This is a genomic window from Nocardia pseudobrasiliensis NBRC 108224 (assembly GCF_001613105.1).
In the GTDB taxonomy this organism is placed as follows: Bacteria; Actinomycetota; Actinomycetes; order Mycobacteriales; family Mycobacteriaceae; genus Nocardia; species Nocardia pseudobrasiliensis.
This window is the reverse complement of sequence record NZ_BDBS01000052.1, coordinates 59,492-78,633: the sequence shown is the minus strand read 5'-3', so window position 1 is coordinate 78,633 and position 19,142 is coordinate 59,492. Positions and strand designations below refer to the sequence as shown.

13 protein-coding genes are annotated in these 19,142 nt (G+C 66.6%); 8 read left to right on the top strand and 5 right to left on the bottom strand.

Annotation, left to right across the window (positions count from 1 at the left end):
- Positions 1-164 precede the first annotated feature (164 nt).
- Positions 165-1,403 carry an FHA domain-containing protein gene (locus NP4_RS33575; RefSeq protein ID WP_068006528.1) on the bottom strand — a complete coding sequence of 413 codons (1,239 nt, stop codon included), beginning with the start codon at positions 1,401-1,403 and terminating at the stop codon, positions 165-167.
- A 138-nt stretch (positions 1,404-1,541) separates the two neighbouring features.
- Between NP4_RS33575 and NP4_RS33570 the strand changes: the two genes are divergently transcribed.
- Together NP4_RS33570 and NP4_RS33565 are read left to right on the top strand one after the other, a co-directional pair.
- On the top strand, positions 1,542-2,750 hold the full coding sequence (locus NP4_RS33570; RefSeq protein WP_068006526.1) for a DUF7373 family lipoprotein: 1,209 nt from the start codon (positions 1,542-1,544) through the stop codon (positions 2,748-2,750).
- A gap of 14 nt (positions 2,751-2,764) precedes the next feature.
- Positions 2,765-4,306 (top strand): type VII secretion-associated protein, encoded by a 1,542-nt coding sequence (locus tag NP4_RS33565; protein ID WP_147288015.1) that lies wholly within the window; start codon positions 2,765-2,767, stop codon positions 4,304-4,306.
- Here NP4_RS33565 and NP4_RS33560 read toward each other — a convergent pair whose 3' ends face one another.
- A complete protein-coding gene (locus NP4_RS33560) occupies positions 4,307-5,434 on the bottom strand; it encodes a metallophosphoesterase (protein ID WP_068006548.1) in 1,128 nt (375 codons plus the stop codon).
- 113 nt (positions 5,435-5,547) lie between these two features.
- On the opposite strand from NP4_RS33560, the gene NP4_RS33555 reads away from it, so the two are divergent.
- From NP4_RS33555 to NP4_RS33535, 5 genes are all read left to right on the top strand, one after another.
- Positions 5,548-6,420, top strand: a complete 873-nt coding sequence (locus tag NP4_RS33555) for a PIG-L deacetylase family protein (protein ID WP_068006523.1) — start codon at positions 5,548-5,550, stop codon at positions 6,418-6,420.
- A 432-nt stretch (positions 6,421-6,852) separates the two neighbouring features.
- Positions 6,853-8,349 carry an alpha/beta fold hydrolase gene (locus NP4_RS33550; RefSeq protein ID WP_068006521.1) on the top strand — a complete coding sequence of 499 codons (1,497 nt, stop codon included), beginning with the start codon at positions 6,853-6,855 and terminating at the stop codon, positions 8,347-8,349.
- A 189-nt stretch (positions 8,350-8,538) separates the two neighbouring features.
- Positions 8,539-9,696, top strand: coding sequence for a DUF7373 family lipoprotein (locus tag NP4_RS33545; protein WP_147288016.1), 1,158 nt, complete (start codon positions 8,539-8,541; stop codon positions 9,694-9,696).
- Between the two features lie 42 nt (positions 9,697-9,738).
- Entirely contained in the window at positions 9,739-10,917 is a 1,179-nt protein-coding gene (locus NP4_RS33540) for a DUF7373 family lipoprotein (protein WP_068006517.1), read from the top strand.
- Between the two features lie 18 nt (positions 10,918-10,935).
- Positions 10,936-12,501 (top strand): serine/threonine-protein kinase, encoded by a 1,566-nt coding sequence (locus NP4_RS33535; protein ID WP_068006516.1) that lies wholly within the window; start codon positions 10,936-10,938, stop codon positions 12,499-12,501.
- 57 nt (positions 12,502-12,558) lie between these two features.
- On the opposite strand, the gene NP4_RS33530 is transcribed toward NP4_RS33535, so the two are convergent.
- From NP4_RS33530 to eccCa, 3 genes are all read right to left on the bottom strand, one after another.
- Positions 12,559-12,864: a WXG100 family type VII secretion target gene (locus NP4_RS33530; RefSeq protein WP_062509521.1), complete on the bottom strand. Its 306-nt coding sequence runs from the start codon at positions 12,862-12,864 to the stop codon at positions 12,559-12,561.
- A 36-nt stretch (positions 12,865-12,900) separates the two neighbouring features.
- Entirely contained in the window at positions 12,901-13,236 is a 336-nt protein-coding gene (locus tag NP4_RS33525; RefSeq protein WP_068006514.1) for a WXG100 family type VII secretion target, read from the bottom strand.
- Between the two features lie 251 nt (positions 13,237-13,487).
- The gene (gene eccCa / locus NP4_RS33520) at positions 13,488-17,516 is read right to left on the bottom strand and encodes a type VII secretion protein EccCa (RefSeq protein ID WP_068006513.1); all 4,029 of its coding nucleotides are present in this window, start codon (positions 17,514-17,516) and stop codon (positions 13,488-13,490) included.
- Between the two features lie 159 nt (positions 17,517-17,675).
- Here eccCa and eccD point away from each other — a divergent pair, with 159 nt between their 5' ends.
- Positions 17,676-19,142, top strand: coding sequence for a type VII secretion integral membrane protein EccD (eccD, locus tag NP4_RS33515; protein ID WP_068006511.1), 1,467 nt, complete (start codon positions 17,676-17,678; stop codon positions 19,140-19,142).

The window sequence follows — 19,142 nt, the reverse complement described above, 5'->3', positions numbered from 1 at the left end:
CTCCACCTCTTCCACCGCAGCTCCACCTCTCCCGCCGCAGCTCCACCTCTTCCACCGCAGCTCCACCTCTCCCGCCGCAGCTCCACCTCTCCCGCCGCAGCTCCACCTCTTCTTCCCACGGGCTTGTCTCTCTTTTCCCACCACGAGCGCAGCGAGTGGTGGGATCAGCCGAATGGTGGTGGGGCGGCTGGTTCGAAGCGGAGGACTCGGTTGCCGAGCATGATTTCGGCGCCGTGGACCAAAGGCCAAGGTTGGTTGGGTTGTAGGCGGATCCAGTCTCGATAGCCCGGTGGGCGGGCTCGGGTGCCGTTGGTGGAACCGCGGTCGACCAGGACCACATCCCAGTTCACCAGGTGGATTTCGGCGTGGGCGCGGGACATTCCGCCGGAGGCGTCGTCGATGCGTAATGGGATCAGGCCGCGGCGGGCCGGTTCGGAACTCTCCGGATCGCGGCCGAGGACGGCGTCGGCAGCGAGCAGGAAGGTCATGCCGTCGTCGAGTAGCAGCAGGCCCAGTGGTGGGCGCATCACCTCGGTGGGCGGCTGGGTCTGGTCGACCGGCATACCGCAGACCGTGCAGAAGGCCGAGCGCGGATCGCTGGGATGGGCTCGGGCGCATTTGAATCCGAGCACCTTGACCGTCAGCGAGGTGGCGCGCGCGGTTGCCTCGAGCCGTCGCTCGAGTTCGGGATCAGGGGCGGGCGCGGGATTGGTCCCCGGGCGCGGGCCGACATGTTCCGCGGGGCGCGGCTGCGGCTGCGAGGCCTGCGTATCGTGCAGCATCTCGGTCGGCAGCTCCGGCCTGTCCTCCGATTCGGTTCGCCGATGCGTTCCCCCGCTGTCGGCCGGACGCTGACTCGCCCGCGATCGCTCACTCTCGAACCACACCACCGCCCCGGCGGCCGGGGCCACACCCTCGACCAGCGAACCGATCCCGCGCACAGGCAATTCCGGAATCCGCCCGCGCTCGTCATCGACGAACAGCGCGGCCAGCCGCTCGGGTGCTTCGCCCACTCGATCGACGGTGAACGCCGCCTCGACCCCGCGCAGATACTCGACACCCCGCGCACCCGACAGCACCGCGGTCACCCCGCCGTGCAGAAAGATCGCCAGCCCACCCTCGTCGGCCGGGGACAGAATGCCCAACTCCACGGGCCGCTGCGGCGAGAATCGCTCCGCATCGCGCATGAGCCACTGTGTCGCCGCCCGCGCTACCAACCGCCCGGGCCCACCCTCCGCCTGCTCCGACGCCTCCGCCACCAGCTGCGCCAACACCTCGGCCACCCGCATCGCGGGCGCCTGTGAATTCACCGGGCCCGGTTGACGATGGGCCACCAGGATCAGCGCTCCCGCGACCCGCACCGCGACATGATTGCCCGCGACGACCTCGACCTGCCGATCCATCAACGGAATCGGCTCCAGGGGTACGGCTTCGCGGTCCTCACCACACGAACAGGTTATGCCAATCACTGTTCGGCGGCCCCTGACCGGCCATCCGTCCGGTAATTTGTGACAGAGGCACCTGAGGATGGGGACTGGTCCATGGACCGCAGCAAGCGCACAGCATCGGTCGTCGCATGCCTGATCGCGACCGGATTACTGACCGGATGTGGCGTCCAGGGCACCCCGACCGCCGGTGAAATCGACGTCCGCCATTTGAATGTCGGACCGTATCCGGTCGATCGCCACCACTACGACCAGAACTCCGGCGGTAAGGGCGCGTTGCTCGAGGGCATGCGAATGTCCCAGGCCGTGGTGCCGACAGTGCGCATCGATCCGTCGCTGTCGGTGGGCGAACAGGGCCGGGTGATCGCCGACAGCCTCGACGCCACCAGCCACTACCTGGCCGGAGTGTCCAAACCGGTACTCGACCACCGCAATATGATCACCGCCTACGTCGCGGCCGGGGCCGATCGCCCCACGCCGCCGGGCGGATCCGGGCCGGGCCCGGGCGCGACCACGGTCACCAATGTGGTCATGCGCTTCGCCGATGCCGACACCGCGCGCCAGGCCTCGCGCGAACTCGAGGATGTCGACTTCGGCGTCGCCCCCGATCTGAATCGCAAACTGACGCTGCCGAAGTATCCGGACGCCTTCATCCACTACCGGCCGGGCGTGGCGAATATCGGAACGTTCATGGCCTACAAGGAATTCGTCATCTCGCTGTTCATCGAGCGCCCGCGGCCCGAGGATCAGGACCTGCTGGCCTGGGTGCAGAAAACCCTCGACGCCCAGGTGCCCGCGCTGGACCGGTTCACACCGACGCCGAACGATCGCCTCGACGCGCTGCCGGTGGATCCCGACGGCATGCTGGCCCGCACCCTGGTCCGCGATCGCGCCGACCGCAGACCCGATCCGGAACGCTTCGGCGTCTACGCCTCGCCCGCCTTCGTGCAGATAGCCGCCGACGAGACCGCCCGCCAGCGCCTGGTCGACGACACCGGAATGGACGCGCTGTCGGTCGGTGACAACAATTCGGTGCTGCGGGTGCGCGACGCGGACGCGGCCACCCGGTTGATCACCGGGCTGATCTCGGCCGCCGGATCGGAATTCGATCCGACCGACGCGACCAAGGATGTGCCCGGCGCGAAATGCCTGCAGCTCAACAGCACCGGCGATCTGCAGCACGAACCGAAGTTCCGCTGCTACGTCTCCTATAAACGCTATGTCGCGGTGGTGAACAGCAATGATCGCGCCGACGCCGACCAGCGGACCGCCGCCGCCTACGCACTGCTCGCGAACAGTCTCTGAGTAGCATCGCGCTGGTGTCGACAGTCGAAGTGGCCCTGACCGAGACCCGGTTGTGGGCGCGCAGCGAGGCAACCCACTGGGACGGCCCGCCCTCGATCGTGCCGACCAGCGACCGCGCCGGATTCGTCGTCGGCGAACCGCTGCGCGCGCAGTATCCGGCCGTATCGGTTATGCGGCTGGCCTCGGCCGATCGAATCGCTTTCGGTCCGAATCCGCCGACCACGACCGACGCGCTGACCACGATCTTCGGTGCGGCGCTGACGAATCTGCGCCTACCCGGCCCGTGCCAGCGGCTGACCGTCCTCACGCCGTCCGAATGGGGTACGCGGCGGCGGCAGGCGGTCGAGACCGCGGGGCGGCGCGTGGCCGCGGAGGTCATGGTCGAACCACTCGCACTGCGCGCGGCCGCGTTGGGCGCGACCACCGGTCAGCAGCAACGCATCGCGGTCCTGGAACTGGCGCCGCTGACGACGACGGTAACGCTGGTCGGTCGGTCCGGGCAGCAGAGCTGGGTCGAGGCGTGCGAATACGAGCCGACCATCGGTGCGGCCGATCTGGGCGAGGGGCGGCAGCCCGACGAGATCGCCGCGGTGGTGGCCCGCCTGCTGGGCGGGCAGTCACCGAGTTATCTTGTAGCCCTGGGCATTTCGGATACACACACGCTGGACGGACTGCGGTCGGCTATCGCCCGGCAGTGCGGATTTCCGGTGGACGTCCGGGCGATCACGGGCGGTGAACTGATCCACGGCGTGCGGGCGACCGCATCCACTCCCCCGCCGCTGTCGGCCGCGCCGACGACGGAATGGGTCGGCTCGGTACGCGAACGCGCCGAGAGCCTGCGGCCGCGGCGCTCGCGTCGGCCGTTCGCCCTCATCGGCGCGGCCCTGGCAGTGCTCGTCGCCGCGGGCGTGACCGTCGCGGTGCTGCGCCACGAATCCTCGCCCACGCGTTCGGGATCGGCGGGGTCGGCATCACCCGGTGCCGCGCTGACGGGTTCGGCATCGGGCGGGCCCAGCGCCGGGCCGAGGGGTCCGGAATCGGGAACGCCCACTGCCGCGCCGACAACTCCGGCACCGGGCGGGTCCACTATCGCGCCGACCGGTCCGGCTTCGGGAGCGCCGATCTCACCGCCGCCCGACGATGCCACCACGATCGGTCACGTCCGCATCCACATCCCACCCGGCTGGCGCATCATCGGCGACTCCGGCAACCGCACCGATCTGACCCCGAACAATGCTGCCCGCCAGCGCATCACGATCATCCAGAAGTCCGTCGCCCCCGGCACCACGCTCGACGATGTGGCCGCGGCGCTGGAGACCCAGATCCGGCAGCGCCCGGCCGGAACCTTCGGCCCGCTGCGCCCCGCCCCGGCTCTCGACGGTCATCGCACCCTGACCTACGACGAATTCCCCAGCGACGGAACGACTGTGCGCTGGCGGGTCATCCTCGCCGACACCACCCAGGTCAGCATCGGCTGCCAATCGACCACCGAGGCCGCGGCCGCACTGGCCCCCACATGCGACGAATTCGTCCGCGTGCTGACGCTTGTCCCGTAATCAGACCTGCGGTCGCAGCGTCAGCACGGTGATCTCGCTCGGCGCGAAGACGCGCAGCGGCGGACCCCAGAAGCCGGTACCGCGACTGGTGTAGAGGCGGGTGGCCTCGCCGTGTCGGGACAGACCCGCCACGACGGGCTGTTCGAGTCGGACCAGATAGTGGAACGGCCAGATCTGCCCACCGTGGGTGTGTCCCGAGATCTGTAGGGCGACACCGGCTTTCACCGCATCGGCGACCTGCACGGGCTGATGGGCCAGCAGTACGACCGGCAGCTTCGGCTCGGCTCCCGACAGCGCGGCGGTCAGATCGGGACCGTGACCGGCCAGGGTGGCGCCGGTCGGATCGTCGATGCCCGCGATCACCAGGCGGTCGCCGCCGCGTTCGAGTACGCGATGTTCGTTGCGCAGCGGCTGCCAGCCGAGTCCGGTCATGTACTCGATCCAGCCGGGCGCGTCGCCGTAGTACTCGTGATTGCCGGTGATGTAGTACCGGCCCAGTTCGGCGTCGATCTTGCCGAGCGGATCGACCTGGGCGCGGCGGCGTTCCACCGGACCGTCGGCCAGATCGCCCGCGTGACAGACGATATCGGCGGCCTGCGCGTTCACCGCCTCGACCATTCGCTCCGACCAGCGCAGCCGATTCAGCGGACCGTAGTGGGTATCGGTGATCACCAGCAGACGCAGCCCGTCGAAGCCCGCGCCGAGCCCCGCGATCGGCACGGTCACATTCCGGATCCGCGGCACCCGCCGGGCCTCCACCGTTCCCCAGCCGATCAGCGCCGCGGAAATGGCGAGTACCGCGATGGCGACGACCCGTGAGCGGATCGGATCGTCGACGCCCGCCAGAATCAGCGCGGCCCGGGCGATCGCGCCGAAGACGGACCAGGTGAACAGCACCCACCCGACTCCGAGCAGGGTGTCGCCCACCACGGCGGCCGCGTCGGACTGTCGCCGCCCGTGTCCGAGGATCATGGTCGCGGGCAGGCAGAGATATCCGAGCAGGAAGACCGACGAGCCGATCCACAGCAGCGGTCCGCCGGTCGCGGTGTAGACCAGCAGCCACCACGGCACCGCCCAGAGCAGGGCCGGAATCGCGAGGAACAGCACCAGACGGGGAACGTATCTCACCGATCGACGATACCCGTGGCCGAATCCATTGAGCGGAATCGGACACATCGGTACGGTGAGGAGGCTCACGGCGGGGATGAAGGCAGCTCTCGCGCGGTGAGGAGGAGTTGCCTATGGCCGGTCCGTCGGAGGTGGCGGACACAATCGGGGCCGCCGACCGCCTGGTCGTCGTGTCACCGCATTTCGACGACGCCGTCCTCGCCGTCGGCGCGTTGATCGCCGCCCGTGTCCAGTCCGGTCAGCCGGTGGAGGTGCTCACCGTCTTCACCGGCGCGCGTGACGATGCCCGGCATTCCGGACGTCGAGAGGCGTTCGCCGACTACGTCGTTCGCCGAGCGGAGGACGATCGCGCGCTGAAGGTGCTGGGTGCGCAAACGCAGCGGTTGGGGCTGTTCGAGCGGATCTTCCGGGAACCGCCGCCGATCGGACCGCTGGGTTCGTTCCATACGCCCGTCGATATCGCCGCATGTCCGGAGGTCGCCGCGGTGCGCGGAACGCTCGAGGAGACGCTCGCCTCGGACGCGATCGTGCTGGCCCCCTTGGGAATCGGGCGGCAGATCGACCATGTGCTGGTCGCCGTCGCGGCCCTGGGCCTCGCGCCCGCGCCGGGGCTGTTGTTCTACGAGGACTTCGCGGCCCTGTCCGAACGGTGCCGACGCAGCCATCCGGTATCCCGCCTGCGCCCCTTCGAATTTCGCGACTCCCCCGGCTGGGCGGGCCCGGGCCCCTGCTGCCGAATGGCCGCCATGTCCCTCCTGGTCGGTGGTCCCGACCCCGCCGCCGCCCTCGGCCTGCAAATCCACCCCGCCCACTGGACCATGACCGCCCTCCCCACATCCCCACCCCACGAGGAAATCCAACTCCGAGCCCTCGCCGAATACCGCACCCACCTCACCACCCTCGGCGGCGCTCGCCGCCTCCGAGCCCTCATCCACCGCTCCCACACCCGCCGAGGCGGCGACCTCATCTGGCAATACCACCCGTAACGGGAAATACGGCCCCCAACACATCAGCCATCCTGTTCCGGTAAGCCCGCCCACAACCAGTTCCCAACGCGCCCAGAACAACCCGCCCGCGCGCATCCACCGCGCCGCTGTTCTCAGCGCATCCGCCGCACGGGTACGTCCGCCACACATCCGTCCCCTACGTCTGCCACACCTCCGCCCCGGTGCGTCCGCCGCATCTCTCCCGGTACGTCCGCCACCTCCGCCCCGGTACGTCCGCCACATCTCTCCCGGTACGTCCGCCACCTCCGCCCCGGTACGTCCGCCACATCTCTCCCGGTACGTCCGCCACCTCCGCCCCGGCGCGTCCGCCACATCTCTCCCGGTACGTCCGCCACCTCCGCCCCGGTGCGTCCGCCACATTTTCTTTTCCCGGTACGCTTTTCGCCGGGGCGCGGACAGGAGGGTTCGTTGATGGCGGTCGGGCGGGTGCGTCGGTTCGTGGTTGGCGTTGTGGTTGCGGCGGGGATCGGCGGTGGGATGCCCGCGGTCGCCGCCGCGGACGAACCTTGGTATGCGCGTCAGGAATTGGAGTGGAAGGCCTGTGGGGATCCGGTTCTCGATGGGGCGGGGGCGCAGTGCGCGGGGGTTGTGGTGCCGTTGGATTACGCGCGGCCCGATGGGCGCACGCTGACCGTTGCGATATCTCGGATTCCGGCGAGTGATCCGAGTCGGCGGCGGGGCATTCTGCTGTCCAATCCCGGTGGGCCGGGCGGACCGGGGCTGCAGATGATGGTCAATGTCCGCAAGACTCTCTCCGCTGATGTGCAGGCGGAATACGACCTGATCGGAATGGATCCGCGCGGCATCGGCCGGTCGGATCGGGTCAATTGCGTACTGCCGCTGCCGACCATGTTGTTCTCGGCGGGCTTCGATCTGTTCGGCTACGCCCGCGACACCACCTTGGCCGCGGCGTTCGCGGGCTCGTGCCTGGCGTCCGATCCGGAGAAGGTTCGATACATCACGACCCGCAACACCGCGCGCGATATGGATGTCATCCGTTCGGTTTTCGGCGAGTCCAAGATCAACTACTACGGCGCTTCCTACGGCACCTATCTCGGCTCGGTCTACACCCAGCTGTTCCCCGAACACAGCGACCGCATCGTGCTCGACAGCGCCGTCGATCCGGATCGCTACTGGCTGGGCATGTTCCAGGACATGGGACCGGCCAATGAGGCGGGCCTGGACGACTGGGCGATCTGGGCCGCGCGCCACGACGCCGAGTACCACTTCGGTGACACGCCCGCCCAGGTGCGCGCCTTCGTCGAGGACGTCGTGCGTCGCGCCGCGGGCCACCCCATCGTCGGCAGCGGCTACCTCGTCGACGAGCACACCGTTCCCATGATGCTGCTGGCGCTGCTGCTGAATCCGAAACTCGATGCCGATCTCGCCGAGGTCGTGCGTATGGTCGCCGACGGCGTGTCCGGTCTGCCCCTCGACATGGAACGGCTGAAGTCCAAGATCAGCTCCGCGGTCCCCGTCGAGGCCTCGGCCATGGCCGCCATCATGTGCGGGGATCGATCCGCCCCACGCGACCCCGCCTGGTACTACGCCAATATCGAACGCGCCCGCCCCACCCAGCCGGTCTTCGGCGCCTTCGCCAACAACATCACGGCCTGCGCGTTCTGGCCGGATCCGGTCGAACCGATCACCGAAATCGGCAACCCCACCCCCGCCCTCATCCTGCAGGCCACCGGCGACACCCGCACCGCCTACGCCGAGGGTCTGGCCATGCACCGAGACCTGCCCGCCTCCCGGCTGATCACCCTGGCCGACACGCGAATCCACGGAACCTTCCGAGCGGGCCTCAGCCCCTGCCTCAACGACATCGTGAACGCCTATCTGGCCGACGGCATCTTCCCAGCCACCGACCGCACCTGCCGACCGGATCCGTCCTACTTCCCCGAATAAGCCCACCTGAAAGCCCATTTCCGCCGGTCGGTGCGGCAGGCCCCCATGATCTCGTGCCGGAATGCCGGGAGTGCCTGAAGTAGTATGCCGCGAGACCGACACGAGAAGGGGGCGGGCGTGCAGCCGGCGAGCGAAACCAGGCGCCACCGCGGGCGGGGGCTATCGATACGACTGTTGCTGGCGGCGGCGGTGAGCATCTCGGCCGCCTGCGGGTCGGATACCGACAGCAAGGCCACGAGTGATCCGTCGATCGATCTGAGCCAGCTGGACGTGGGTAAATACGCCACGAAACCGCGGGATCTCGGTGTGCCGAACAGCCAGGACCTCGCCCGCTTCCTCGAGGCGGAACGATTGGGCAATGCGATGCCGCTACCCAATGAAATCGACCCCGGTCTGAAATTCGGAGTCGAAGAGCCTCATGCCTTTCTCGACACGAAGAACTCTCACCTGAGCCCGATATTTCATTGGCTGCACGAGGAAACGTTCGCGGAGGCGGCCAAGAACTACATCAGTGGTTTCACTTCCTCGGGACAGTCCGACAAGATCTACAATCTTTCCTACCGCCTGGTGAATACCGTTCTACTCTTTACCGATGAGAACTCCGCCCGCGACGCCGCGGCCGCCCTGTCGCAGTCGGAATTCTACGGCGACGGGCCGGTGGATCCGGTACCGCTGGACAACCATCCGAATTCGGTGGGACGCTGGCAACCATCGCAGCAGACCCTCGTGTCCTGGACGCCCAGTGGCCGATATGTCCTGATCACCATCGCTTCGCACCGCGAGAACGTCGTCACCGGAGCATCGGATCTCCCGTTCCTCAGCACACTCGTACAAAAAGCGATCGATACCACCGCCACCAAACTCGAAAGCTACAAACCTTCCCCGCCGGACAAATTGATGACCATACCGGTGGACATCGACAATATGCGCGGCCGCGCGGTGAAGAGGCCCGACGGCGATTCCTTCGAGAACGTTCCCGGCGTCTACGACGCCCACGGTGCGCTGACCTTCATGGAAGATATCGAAGCTGTCGCGAAGATGTACTCCGACTACGGAGTCGATCGGGTGGCCTTCGACGGCACCCGGCTGTTCAGAACTCGGGACGCGGAGTCCGCTCGAAAGATGTTCGAGCATATCGCCACACCGGAGCGGATGACCCATACGACCGATTCCCCCAAGGGTCTGCCGGTGGCCAAATGTTTCGAATACCGGGGTCCGGAGCCATATATGCGGTTCAGCTGCTACCTGCACTATGACCGATTCGTCGCCGAGTCGGGATCCCAGCAGCTCGTGGATGCGCAGCAGCGAATCTCGGCCCAGTACGCCATCCTCGTCAACAGCAAATAGGTCGCCGACATGAAATCTCCGCGCAGAATCACATTCGCCGCAGTGGCGGCCGTCGTCGCATTCCTGGCAACGGGTTGTGGAACCGTATCCGGCACACCCGCGGCGGGCGAACTCGATGTCCGAAAGCTCGACGCCGGAAAATATTCCATGGAACCGAACGATGTGCGGTTCAAATATCAGCCCACGATGGAATACGGGCAGCAGCTCGCAATCATGCGACTCGCCGACAGCGTCGCCAACGGCATCGACATCGATCCCAAACTGGATTACGGCAGCGCGGGCGGCATGGACAAGCCCGGAGATTTCACGACGAGTGTCGTCAGGGCCAGCTTCGAGCCGGTGATGAACCAATACGGAATGCTGTACGGCTTCCAGGGTGCGAGCGCCGACCATCCGGATGTCGATACTGTTCAGAAGGGCGACAAATACGTCAGCATACTCGCCCTTCAGTTTCCCGACAGCACCACCGCGGAAGCGGCGGCAAAAGGTCTGGAAGAGGCGGATTTCAATATCGCCAGGGATCAGAACCAGCCCGTACAGCTCGCGAAATACCCGACCGCACTCGCACATTGGCGCCCCGGCATCAGGACTCTCGGTTCCCGCATAGCACGCGGCTCCTATGTGCTCGATATTTTCGTGCGCACTCCCAACCCCGAACTCACCGATCTCACCGCACTCGCCGAGCGCGTCTACGATGTGCAATTACCGCTTCTGGACGCACTGAAGCCGCTCTCCAAACGCGAAATCCTCAGACTGCCCTACGATCCGGACGGCATGCTGCGGCGGACCTTCACCCCGAAAACCCTGTACGGACCGCAGATTCCGATCTCGATGGTGGTCAGCAGTCACGCCTACCTCAATTTCAGTAACGCCGGTGCGAAAAGCCAGAAAAGCGATTTCGAAGCCAGTGGTATCGACCTCGTTTCGACCATGGAGCGCGCCACCTTCCTGATGCGCGCTCGCGATTCCGCAGGCGCCAAGTCCTTCGCCGACAAGTCGCGCGGCAAGGTGACGCAGCCGGTCGATCCGCCGCCGAACGTCCCGGACGCCTTCTGCAACGAGAAGACGACGGCCGCCAGTACGGATTCGACGGCCAGCGACCAAAGATTCCGCTGCGTGGTGCACTACGGGCGATACATCGGCGTGGTCACCAGTGCCCAGCTGACGGATGCGCAGCAACGCGCGGCCGCCCAATATGCCATGCTCGCGAACAGCTGGTGAGAACAGGAGACCCTCAGAATGGCGATGAGTCCCGGCACCGTCATCGGTGGCTACCTCATCCAGAGCGTGCTCGGCGCGGGCGGGATGGGCACGGTCTACCTGGCCAAGCACCCGAGCCTGCCGCGAATGGACGCGCTGAAGGTACTGAGCCCGCATCTGAGCCAGGACGGTGAGTTCCGCGCCCGCTTCGAGCGCGAGGCGAATCTCGCTGCCGGGCTGGACCATCCGAATATCGTCTCGGTGTACAACCGCGGCGAGGAGAACGGTCAGCTGTGGATCGCGATGCAGTACGTCCGCGGCACCGATGCCTCCGCCGTGACCCAGCGGGACCGCACGACGATGACGCCACTGCGGGCGCTGCGGATCATCACCGAGGTCGGTAAGGGTCTCGACTACGCCCATCGCAAGGGTCTGCTGCACCGCGACGTGAAGCCCGCGAATTTCCTTCTCTCCGAAGGCGAAGAGGAGGAGCGCGTCCTGCTCACCGACTTCGGCGTCGCCAAATCCTCCGAGGACGCCACCGAACTCACCCAGACCGGCAGTTTCGTCGCCACCATCGCCTATGCCGCGCCGGAACAGCTCTCCGGTGAGCGCCTCGATCACCGTGCCGATATCTACAGCCTGGCGTGCTCGTTCTACAAACTGCTGACCGGCCAGAACCCTTATCCGGCAACGCAACCGGCGATGGTGATGATGGGACATCTGCATCAGCCGCCGCCGCAGGCCACCGCCGTGAACCGGGCGCTGCCCCCGGCCATTGATCAGGTTTTCCAGCGGGCACTGGCCAAGAATCCGGCCCAGCGCTACAACACCTGCCGTGAACTCACCGACGCGGCGGCCCAGGCGCTGGTGCACGGTCGGGCGCCGGCGCCGAGCGCGGAGCCGACCTGGCCACGCTATGCGGTTCCCTCGGCGCCGTCGGCGGGCGGACCGCATTCGGTCCACACGACCGGACCGAATATCGAATCACTGACGGCCGCACCTCCGAAGAAGAACCGCCGGGCGGCCGTACTCGGAGCCGCCGCGGTCGTACTGGTTCTCATTGCCGGTGGCGCCTACTGGGCCGTGCAGGGACGTGACTCGAATTCCACATCGAACGCGGCGTCATCGGGCGCGACGACGGCTCCCCTGTCGCCGATCGAACAAGCGCGCCACGACAATCCGGCCTTCGCCGGCGCGACGATCACCGCGATCGACCTGACCGGCGCCGACTCCTACGACAATCAGATCAAGGTTTATCTGAACCCCTCGGAACAGGCGAAATTCTTACAGAGCCTGGGATTCAACTACAATTCGGCATTCGCGCAGAACAACAATGAGCCCTCGCCGAAGGAAATATCCAAGGACGACAAATACCAGCTTCCGGGCAAGCTGACGACCGGTTATACGCTCGTCGTGCGCAGCGACGCGGGCGCGGGTGGCGGTGGCTATGTGGGACTGCCGACCGTTCTGACCAGTACCCGAGCGAAGGCGATCGTTCTCGACGATCCCGCGACCGTGAGCGCCTTCCGGAGCTGGTCCGCGGACTCGGAGAAGGCCATGCTCGACAAACTACTTCCGATACTCCATACGCAGATCAAGTGATGAAAAGCCATCGGCCGCATCCCGAGACGGGATGCGGCCGATCTGCTGCGGTATGGCTCAGCCCATCAGCATCTTGGCGGCGAGGACGTCGGCGCCCTGCATGCCCTCACCGGCGCTGACAGTCTTGGTGCCGAGCTGGGCGAGCGTCATCATGAGCTCGTCCGACTGCTGACGCCAGTTGCCCTGCACCTGGGCGAAGGCCTCGTTACCCTGGCCGCCGGTCCAGTGCGTGCTGATGAAGGTCTGGAACTTCTTCTCCATGTCCTCCAGCGCGGAGACGATGTTCATCGCCTCGCTCTTGAGGCCCGAACCGGCGTCGGCGATCGCGCCGAAGTCGTAGGAAATGGTACCGAAATCAGACATTTGAATTCCTTCGGAAGTTTAGTTGGTCGGACTCGATTAGGTCATCTTCAGAACGGGAGCGGCGCCGTCGACATTGTTGGCGACGGACTGCAGCTGGCCCAGGTTGTCCTGCTCGAGCTCCGAGTACTTCGCACCGGCAGACTTCAGGTTGTCCGCGTTACGCAGCAGAGCGTCGTTCATCTTGTTGGCCGCGGTGAGGAAGTGATCGAACGTGGCCTGGAAGGCCTTTCCGGCAGCACCCTCGAAAGCAGGGCCCTGCAGCGAATGGGCGTGCGACGACGATGTCGAGATCATCTTCGCGATCGCCTCGTGCTTCTCGTTCATCTCATTGACGAAGCTCTGCAGCTCCGCCGCCTCTGCATGGAACGGCATCTGGTGGGCTCCTTCGGATCGCTCACCGCTGCGTGCAGTGAGGCGTTTGGTCGAGTTCTTCTAAAACCTTGGACGCAACAAAGGCGTCTGCGGTTCCCACCGTCGCACCTGGATCACAACCCCCGAGCGACGACGGGGTCGCATGAACTGAATGCATGCGGTTCGGATGTACTGTCACTTCCCCCTCTCATTTGACAGACGTTCGACCTGGTCTAGAGCGTGCCATCTCCGCCGGGAAACCGCCAGGGCGGTCATGGCGCCGGTGTCCATGCGACTTGAATGAGATTGTTCCCGGCGCGCGTGACCATCACGCCACGGCCGGGCGGCATTTCGCTCGGGCGGACATTGCCGAGCAGCGGGCCCTCGTCGCGGTTGCCGCTCATGATGAGACCGGCCGCGTTGACATCCTTCATGCGCGAAATCAGCGGTTCGTACAGCGCGCGCGAGGCTCCGCCGGAGCGGCGCGCGATGATCAGATGGAAACCGATGTCCTTGGCCTGAGCCAGGAATTCGGTGAGCACGGCCAGCGGATTGCCCTGGGAGGTGACGACCAGGTCGTAGTCGTCGACGATGACGTAGATCTCGGGACCCGACCACCAGGAGCGATCGCGCAATTGCTGCTGAGTGACGTCCGGACCGGGCATGCGCTGGCGCAGGATGTTCACCAGTTCCGCCATCATCGCCTCGAGCATCTGCGACGACGGCGCGTATCCGGCGACATGTCTGCCCTCGACGACACCGAGCAGCGTGCGCCGATAATCGCCGATGATGAGCTTGGCGTTCTCCGGGGTGTTCGATTCGACGATGCCCCGGATGATGCCGCGCAGCAGGTTGGTCTTACCGCTCTCGGTGTCGCCGAACGCCAGGAAGTGCGGATGCTCGACCAGATTGAGGAAGACCGGCGCGAGCTCGGCCTCGTTCAGGGCCATCGGGATCTGCAGGTTGCGGACCTGCGGATTGAGTCCGGCCGGCCAGCCGCCGAGATGTTGCAGCAGCTGATCGCGGGTGAACCGCTCGGGCAGCATACGCACCGCGGGCGCGGGACGGCCCGGCGTCGCGCGCGCGATCGCCTCGACCGCGGCGGCCACGCCCAGGCTCAGCGTCGACGGATCGGAATTGCCGTCGACCCGAGGCAGTGCGGTCAGCATGTGCTTGCACTCGGGGGTCATACCGCGGCCCGGCCGGCCGGTCGGCACCAGCGCGGCATTCTTGCGGCCCAGGTCGGAGTCCATCGGATCGCCCAGGCGCAGCTCGATGCGGGTGCCGATCTGATCCTTGAGGGCGGGCCGGGCATCGGCCCAGCGCGACAACGTCACCACCACGTGCACGCCATAGGAAAGGCCCTGGACGGCGAGGTTCATGATGGTCTGCTCGAGGACGTCGAAATCCTGCCGAATACTGCTGTACCCGTCGATCACCAGGAAGACGTCGCCGAAGGGATCCTCGTGCACGCCGGCCGCGGCCGGACTGCTGGACGGATCGCTGGCCCGCAGCCGCCGGAACTCCATCATCGACTCGATGCCCAGCTGCCGGAACCGGACCTCGCGCTGACGCAGCACGGTCGTGATCTCCGACACCGTCCGGCTCACCTTGTCACGGTCCAGACGCCCGGCCACCGAACCGACATGTGGCAGCCCCTCGAGGCTGCCGAGGGTGCCGCCACCGAAATCGAGGCAGTAGAACTGCACCTGCTCGGCGGTGTGGGTCAGCGCCATCGACATGATCAGCGTGCGCAGCGCGGTCGACTTACCGGACTGCGGGCCGCCGACCACCGCGACATTGCCGCGCGCGCCGGACAGGTCGACGTAGAGGCTGTCGCGCCGCTGCTCGAACGGCAGGTCGACGATGCCGATCGGGGCGGACAGGGTGGCCACCGGGGATTGTTCGCCGGTGAGAACCGAACGCTGCACGAGCCGATCCAGGGTGTCGGGCTGATCCAGTGGCGGCAGCCAGATCGCATGTGCCGGACGGCCGTGGCCCCGGATCCGCGAGACCAGCATGTTCAGGTTCGAGACCTTCTCGCCCTCCTCGGCGGTCTCGGTGACCGTCACCTGCTGCTGCATCGGAATCCGGTCGCTGTTACGGAAGCGGACCTGATTCGCGCTGAATTCCCGGGCGTTGATATCGATTTCGCCGCCGACGATCCCGGCCTGGGTCACCTCGCGCTGCGAACCGCCGCCGACGTACGGACCGGACACATACGAGGCTTGGAATCGGACGATCTCGCCCGCGTCGGTCTTCAGATAACCGCCACCGGGACTGTTCGGCAGGTTGTACGCATCGGGCACACCGAGCACCTGGCGGGACTCGTTGGCGGAGAAGGTCTTCAGGCCGATCCGATAGGACAGATGCGACTCCAGGCCCTTGAGCCTGCCCTCCTCCAACCGCTGCGAGGCCAGCAGCAGATGTACGTGCAGCGATCGGCCGAGGCGGCCGATCTGCACGAACAGATCGGCGAAGTCGGGATGGTTCTGCAGCAGTTCGGAGAACTCGTCGAGCACCACGAACAGCGCGGGCAGCGGATCGAGATCGGCGCCGGAGGCGCGGGCCTCCTCGTATTCGGAGACGTTCTTGAAGTTGCCGGACTGGCGCAGCACCTCCTGGCGGCGGTTCATCTCACCGCGCAGGGCGTCGCCCATACGGTCGACGAGATCGGCCTCCTCCTCGAGGTTGGTGATGACCGCGGCGACATGCGGCACACCCTCCAGACCGAGGAAGGTCGCGCCACCCTTGAAGTCGACGAGCACCAGGTTCAGCTGATCCGGCGAATGCGTCGCCAGCAGCGAAAGCACCAAGGTGCGAAGGAATTCCGACTTACCGGAACCGGTGGCGCCGATACACAGGCCGTGCGGGCCCATACCGTTCTCGGCGGCCTCCTTGATATCCAGCGAGACCGGCAACCCGTCGGCGCCGACGCCGAACGCCACCCGCAGACGATCGCGGCCGTAGCGCGGCTTCCAGCCGTTCTCCGGATTGAAGACGCCGATATCGCCCAGCGACATCAACTGCGCCCACGACGAGATGACCTCGGCCTCCTCGGCCACGGTCTCACCGCCGCGCTGCGCGGCCACCCGGAACGGCGCGAGTCGCCGCGCCACCTGCTCGGCCTGCCGCTCGCTGATCCGGTCGATCAGCGCGAAACGCTCCATATTCCCGGTCGCGCCGCGGCCGACGCATTCACCGTTCTCCACCACCATCTGGATACCGCGCGAAACCGCCAGGCGCGGAGCGTAATTGCACAGGTCGATAATGGTGACGCCCTCGTAGCCCGACTCCCGCAGATGATCCTCTTCGGCCTCGAGCAGACCACCGTCGACGACGATGATGATGTGCACCAGATTCTGATTGGCGGGCTGATTACGGGAATAGCGAACCCGGTTGTGCAGCAGCGGATTCAGCCCGTCGATCAGTGCGCGGATCGAGCCGAACACCATGCGCTGGGTGCCGACGCCGTCCTGCGCCTCGGGATGCTGATTGTGCGGCAGCCATTTGGTCCATTCCCATTCGCGGGAGGTCTCCGCACCGCACACCACCGCGACCAGCACCTGGTCCGGGGCCTGGAACATGCACAGCTGCAACAGCATCGCGCGCGTCATATCGCGCGCCTGGACGCGGTCGCCGTTGAGCTGGATGGTCGCGAAACCCTTCACCGCGATGGCTGTCGGCAGATTCGGCACGGTGGAATGGGTGCGCACGAATCGGCGCAGCGAGACCGCTGCGATCGGCTCGAGCTCCTCGACCGGACCGGTCTCCGGCGCGACCAGCCTGGTCGCGAGCCGCTGACCACCGAGTCCGATGCGGGCGTGACAGAAATCCTTGTCGCCGGGGCGGCGCTCCCACATCCGGCTGGTACCGGCGAGCATCCAGATCAGACCCGGTTCGGGGTGGCTCCATTCGACGGCGGCGCGCTGCTGCGCGGCGGTCTCGTCGACATCCTTGCGGACCTGGTCGAGATAGCGCAGATAGTCCTTGCGATCCTCGTTGGCCTCGGCCGCTTTCTGACCCTTCCCGCCCTGGCCCGCGAACATGCCGACCATCGAGAAGATCATCATCATCGGGAACATCATGCTCATCGGGTTGGAGGCGATACCTCCACCGCGGGTGAACATCAGCGCCATCATGCCGACCATGCCGACGACCATCACGACGGGCATGAGTTTGCCGAACAGACTCCCCGGTACGGCCCGGGGAATTTCCGGCGGCGGCTGCAGCGTCACTTCACCGCCCGGTGAGCGCGGAACCTCCCGGCGTTGGCGACGCTGGAACCTGACGGTGCTCATCGACGCAAGATCCCCCTTCGGCGACTGTACTGCGGCCTCAGTGTAGAGGGCGCTGCCGACATGTCGTACAGTTCGGGCAGCATTCTGCACGGATGAACCGCGCGACCGCAAACCGGTGCGCATGCGGAAACACGAGGTAGAGACGAGGTTGGGGGAAGCGTGACGCACGCGCGACTGGACCACATCGAGGAAGATGCGAGCCGCGGAATCGTCCGGGCGCCGGACCTCGCGCGGGTCACCATTCTCGCCAAACACACTCAGGTCGATATGGCCATACCGGTGGATGTGCCGGTGGCGCTTGTCATTCCGAGCGTCGTCGATATGGTCGCCCAACACAGCCGCACCAACGAATTCGACAATACAGGCGAACAATTCGAACCGGCCGAATGGGTGCTGGCGCGGATCGGTCAACCGCCCTTTTCGAATTCACTGAGTCTCGGCGAACACGGCGTGCGCGACGGTGAGTTGCTCATGTTGGAAAGCGCCGATCATGTCGCGCCCACACCGTTGTTCGACGACATCATGTACAACGTCGCGATCGCCGACGCCGACCATTTCCGGTCCTGGTCGCCGCGGATCGCCCGGATCACCGGATCCGTCATCGCCGTACTGACCATGCTCGTCGGCTGCACCGGACTGCTGGCCGCACCGGACGCTCTCCCGGGCTGGATTCCCGGGTCGGTGGCCGCGGTCATCACGATCCTGCTCGTCATCGCGGGCACCGTGCTCAGCCGCATGTACGGCGATCGCTCCACCGCGCTGGTGCTCGGCGGCTGCGCGCTGCCGACCGCGTTCACCGCGGGCATGCTGATCGTGCCCGATCACTACGGCTGGGCGAACTTCCTGCTCGGTTCGGTACTCGTCGGCGCGACCGCGGTTTTGGCGTGGCGGGTCAGCGGGGTGGGCCTGGCGCTGTTCATCGGGGCGACCACGCTCGCGATCTTCGCCATTCCGGCCAGTCTCGTCGGCCTGCTGACCGATCAGCCGAACAAGGCGATCGGCGCGGTCGCCGCGGCGCTGGCGCTCGGCGCACTGTCGCTCGCGCCGCGGGTGTCGATGCTGCTGGCGAAGCTGCCGCTGCCGCCGGTGCCCTCGCCCGGCACCCCGATCGATCCGACCGAGGACGATCCCGACGACCATCGCGCGCTGCCCACGATGGATGTGCTGCGCGCGAAATCCGAACGGGCCCGGATGTATCTGGCCGGCCTGGTCGCCGCGACCGCGATCGTGACCGTGGCCGGCGCACTGGCCGCGGTCGATCCCCGGGCCTCGAGCCCGTACTGGCCCGGCATCGCCCTGGCGCTGGTGGCCGCGGTCGTGCTGATGTTCCGCAGCCGCACCTACGCGGGCGCCGAACAGGCCGTGGTCCTGATCGCGGGCGGCACGGCCATCGTGCTGCTCATGCTGATCGGCGCGGCCTTCACCCTGGACCAGCCGCTGGCCGTATTCGGCGCGGCGATGGTGATGCTGGTGGCCGGCTTGATCTTCGGCATCATCGTGCCCAATCAGCAGGCCACGCCACCGATGCGGCGGGCGGTGGAACTGCTCGAGTACGCCTTCGTGGCCGCCGTTGTGCCGCTGGTGTTCTGGGTGGCCGAGTTGTACACGCTCGTTCGTTCGCTCTGA

Bases quoted from the DNA above. Each gene is read 5' to 3' on its own strand.
- NP4_RS33575 (WP_068006528.1), bottom strand. From the start codon at position 1,403: ATGGATCGGCAGGTCGAGGTCGTCGCGGGCAATCATGTCGCGGTGCGG.
- NP4_RS33570 (WP_068006526.1), top strand. From the start codon at position 1,542: ATGGACCGCAGCAAGCGCACAGCATCGGTCGTCGCATGCCTGATCGCG.
- NP4_RS33555 (WP_068006523.1), top strand. From the start codon at position 5,548: ATGGCCGGTCCGTCGGAGGTGGCGGACACAATCGGGGCCGCCGACCGC.
- NP4_RS33550 (WP_068006521.1), top strand. From the start codon at position 6,853: ATGGCGGTCGGGCGGGTGCGTCGGTTCGTGGTTGGCGTTGTGGTTGCG.
- NP4_RS33535 (WP_068006516.1), top strand. From the start codon at position 10,936: ATGGCGATGAGTCCCGGCACCGTCATCGGTGGCTACCTCATCCAGAGC.
- NP4_RS33530 (WP_062509521.1), bottom strand. From the start codon at position 12,864: ATGTCTGATTTCGGTACCATTTCCTACGACTTCGGCGCGATCGCCGAC.
- NP4_RS33525 (WP_068006514.1), bottom strand. From the start codon at position 13,236: ATGCCGTTCCATGCAGAGGCGGCGGAGCTGCAGAGCTTCGTCAATGAG.
- eccCa (WP_068006513.1), bottom strand. From the start codon at position 17,516: ATGAGCACCGTCAGGTTCCAGCGTCGCCAACGCCGGGAGGTTCCGCGC.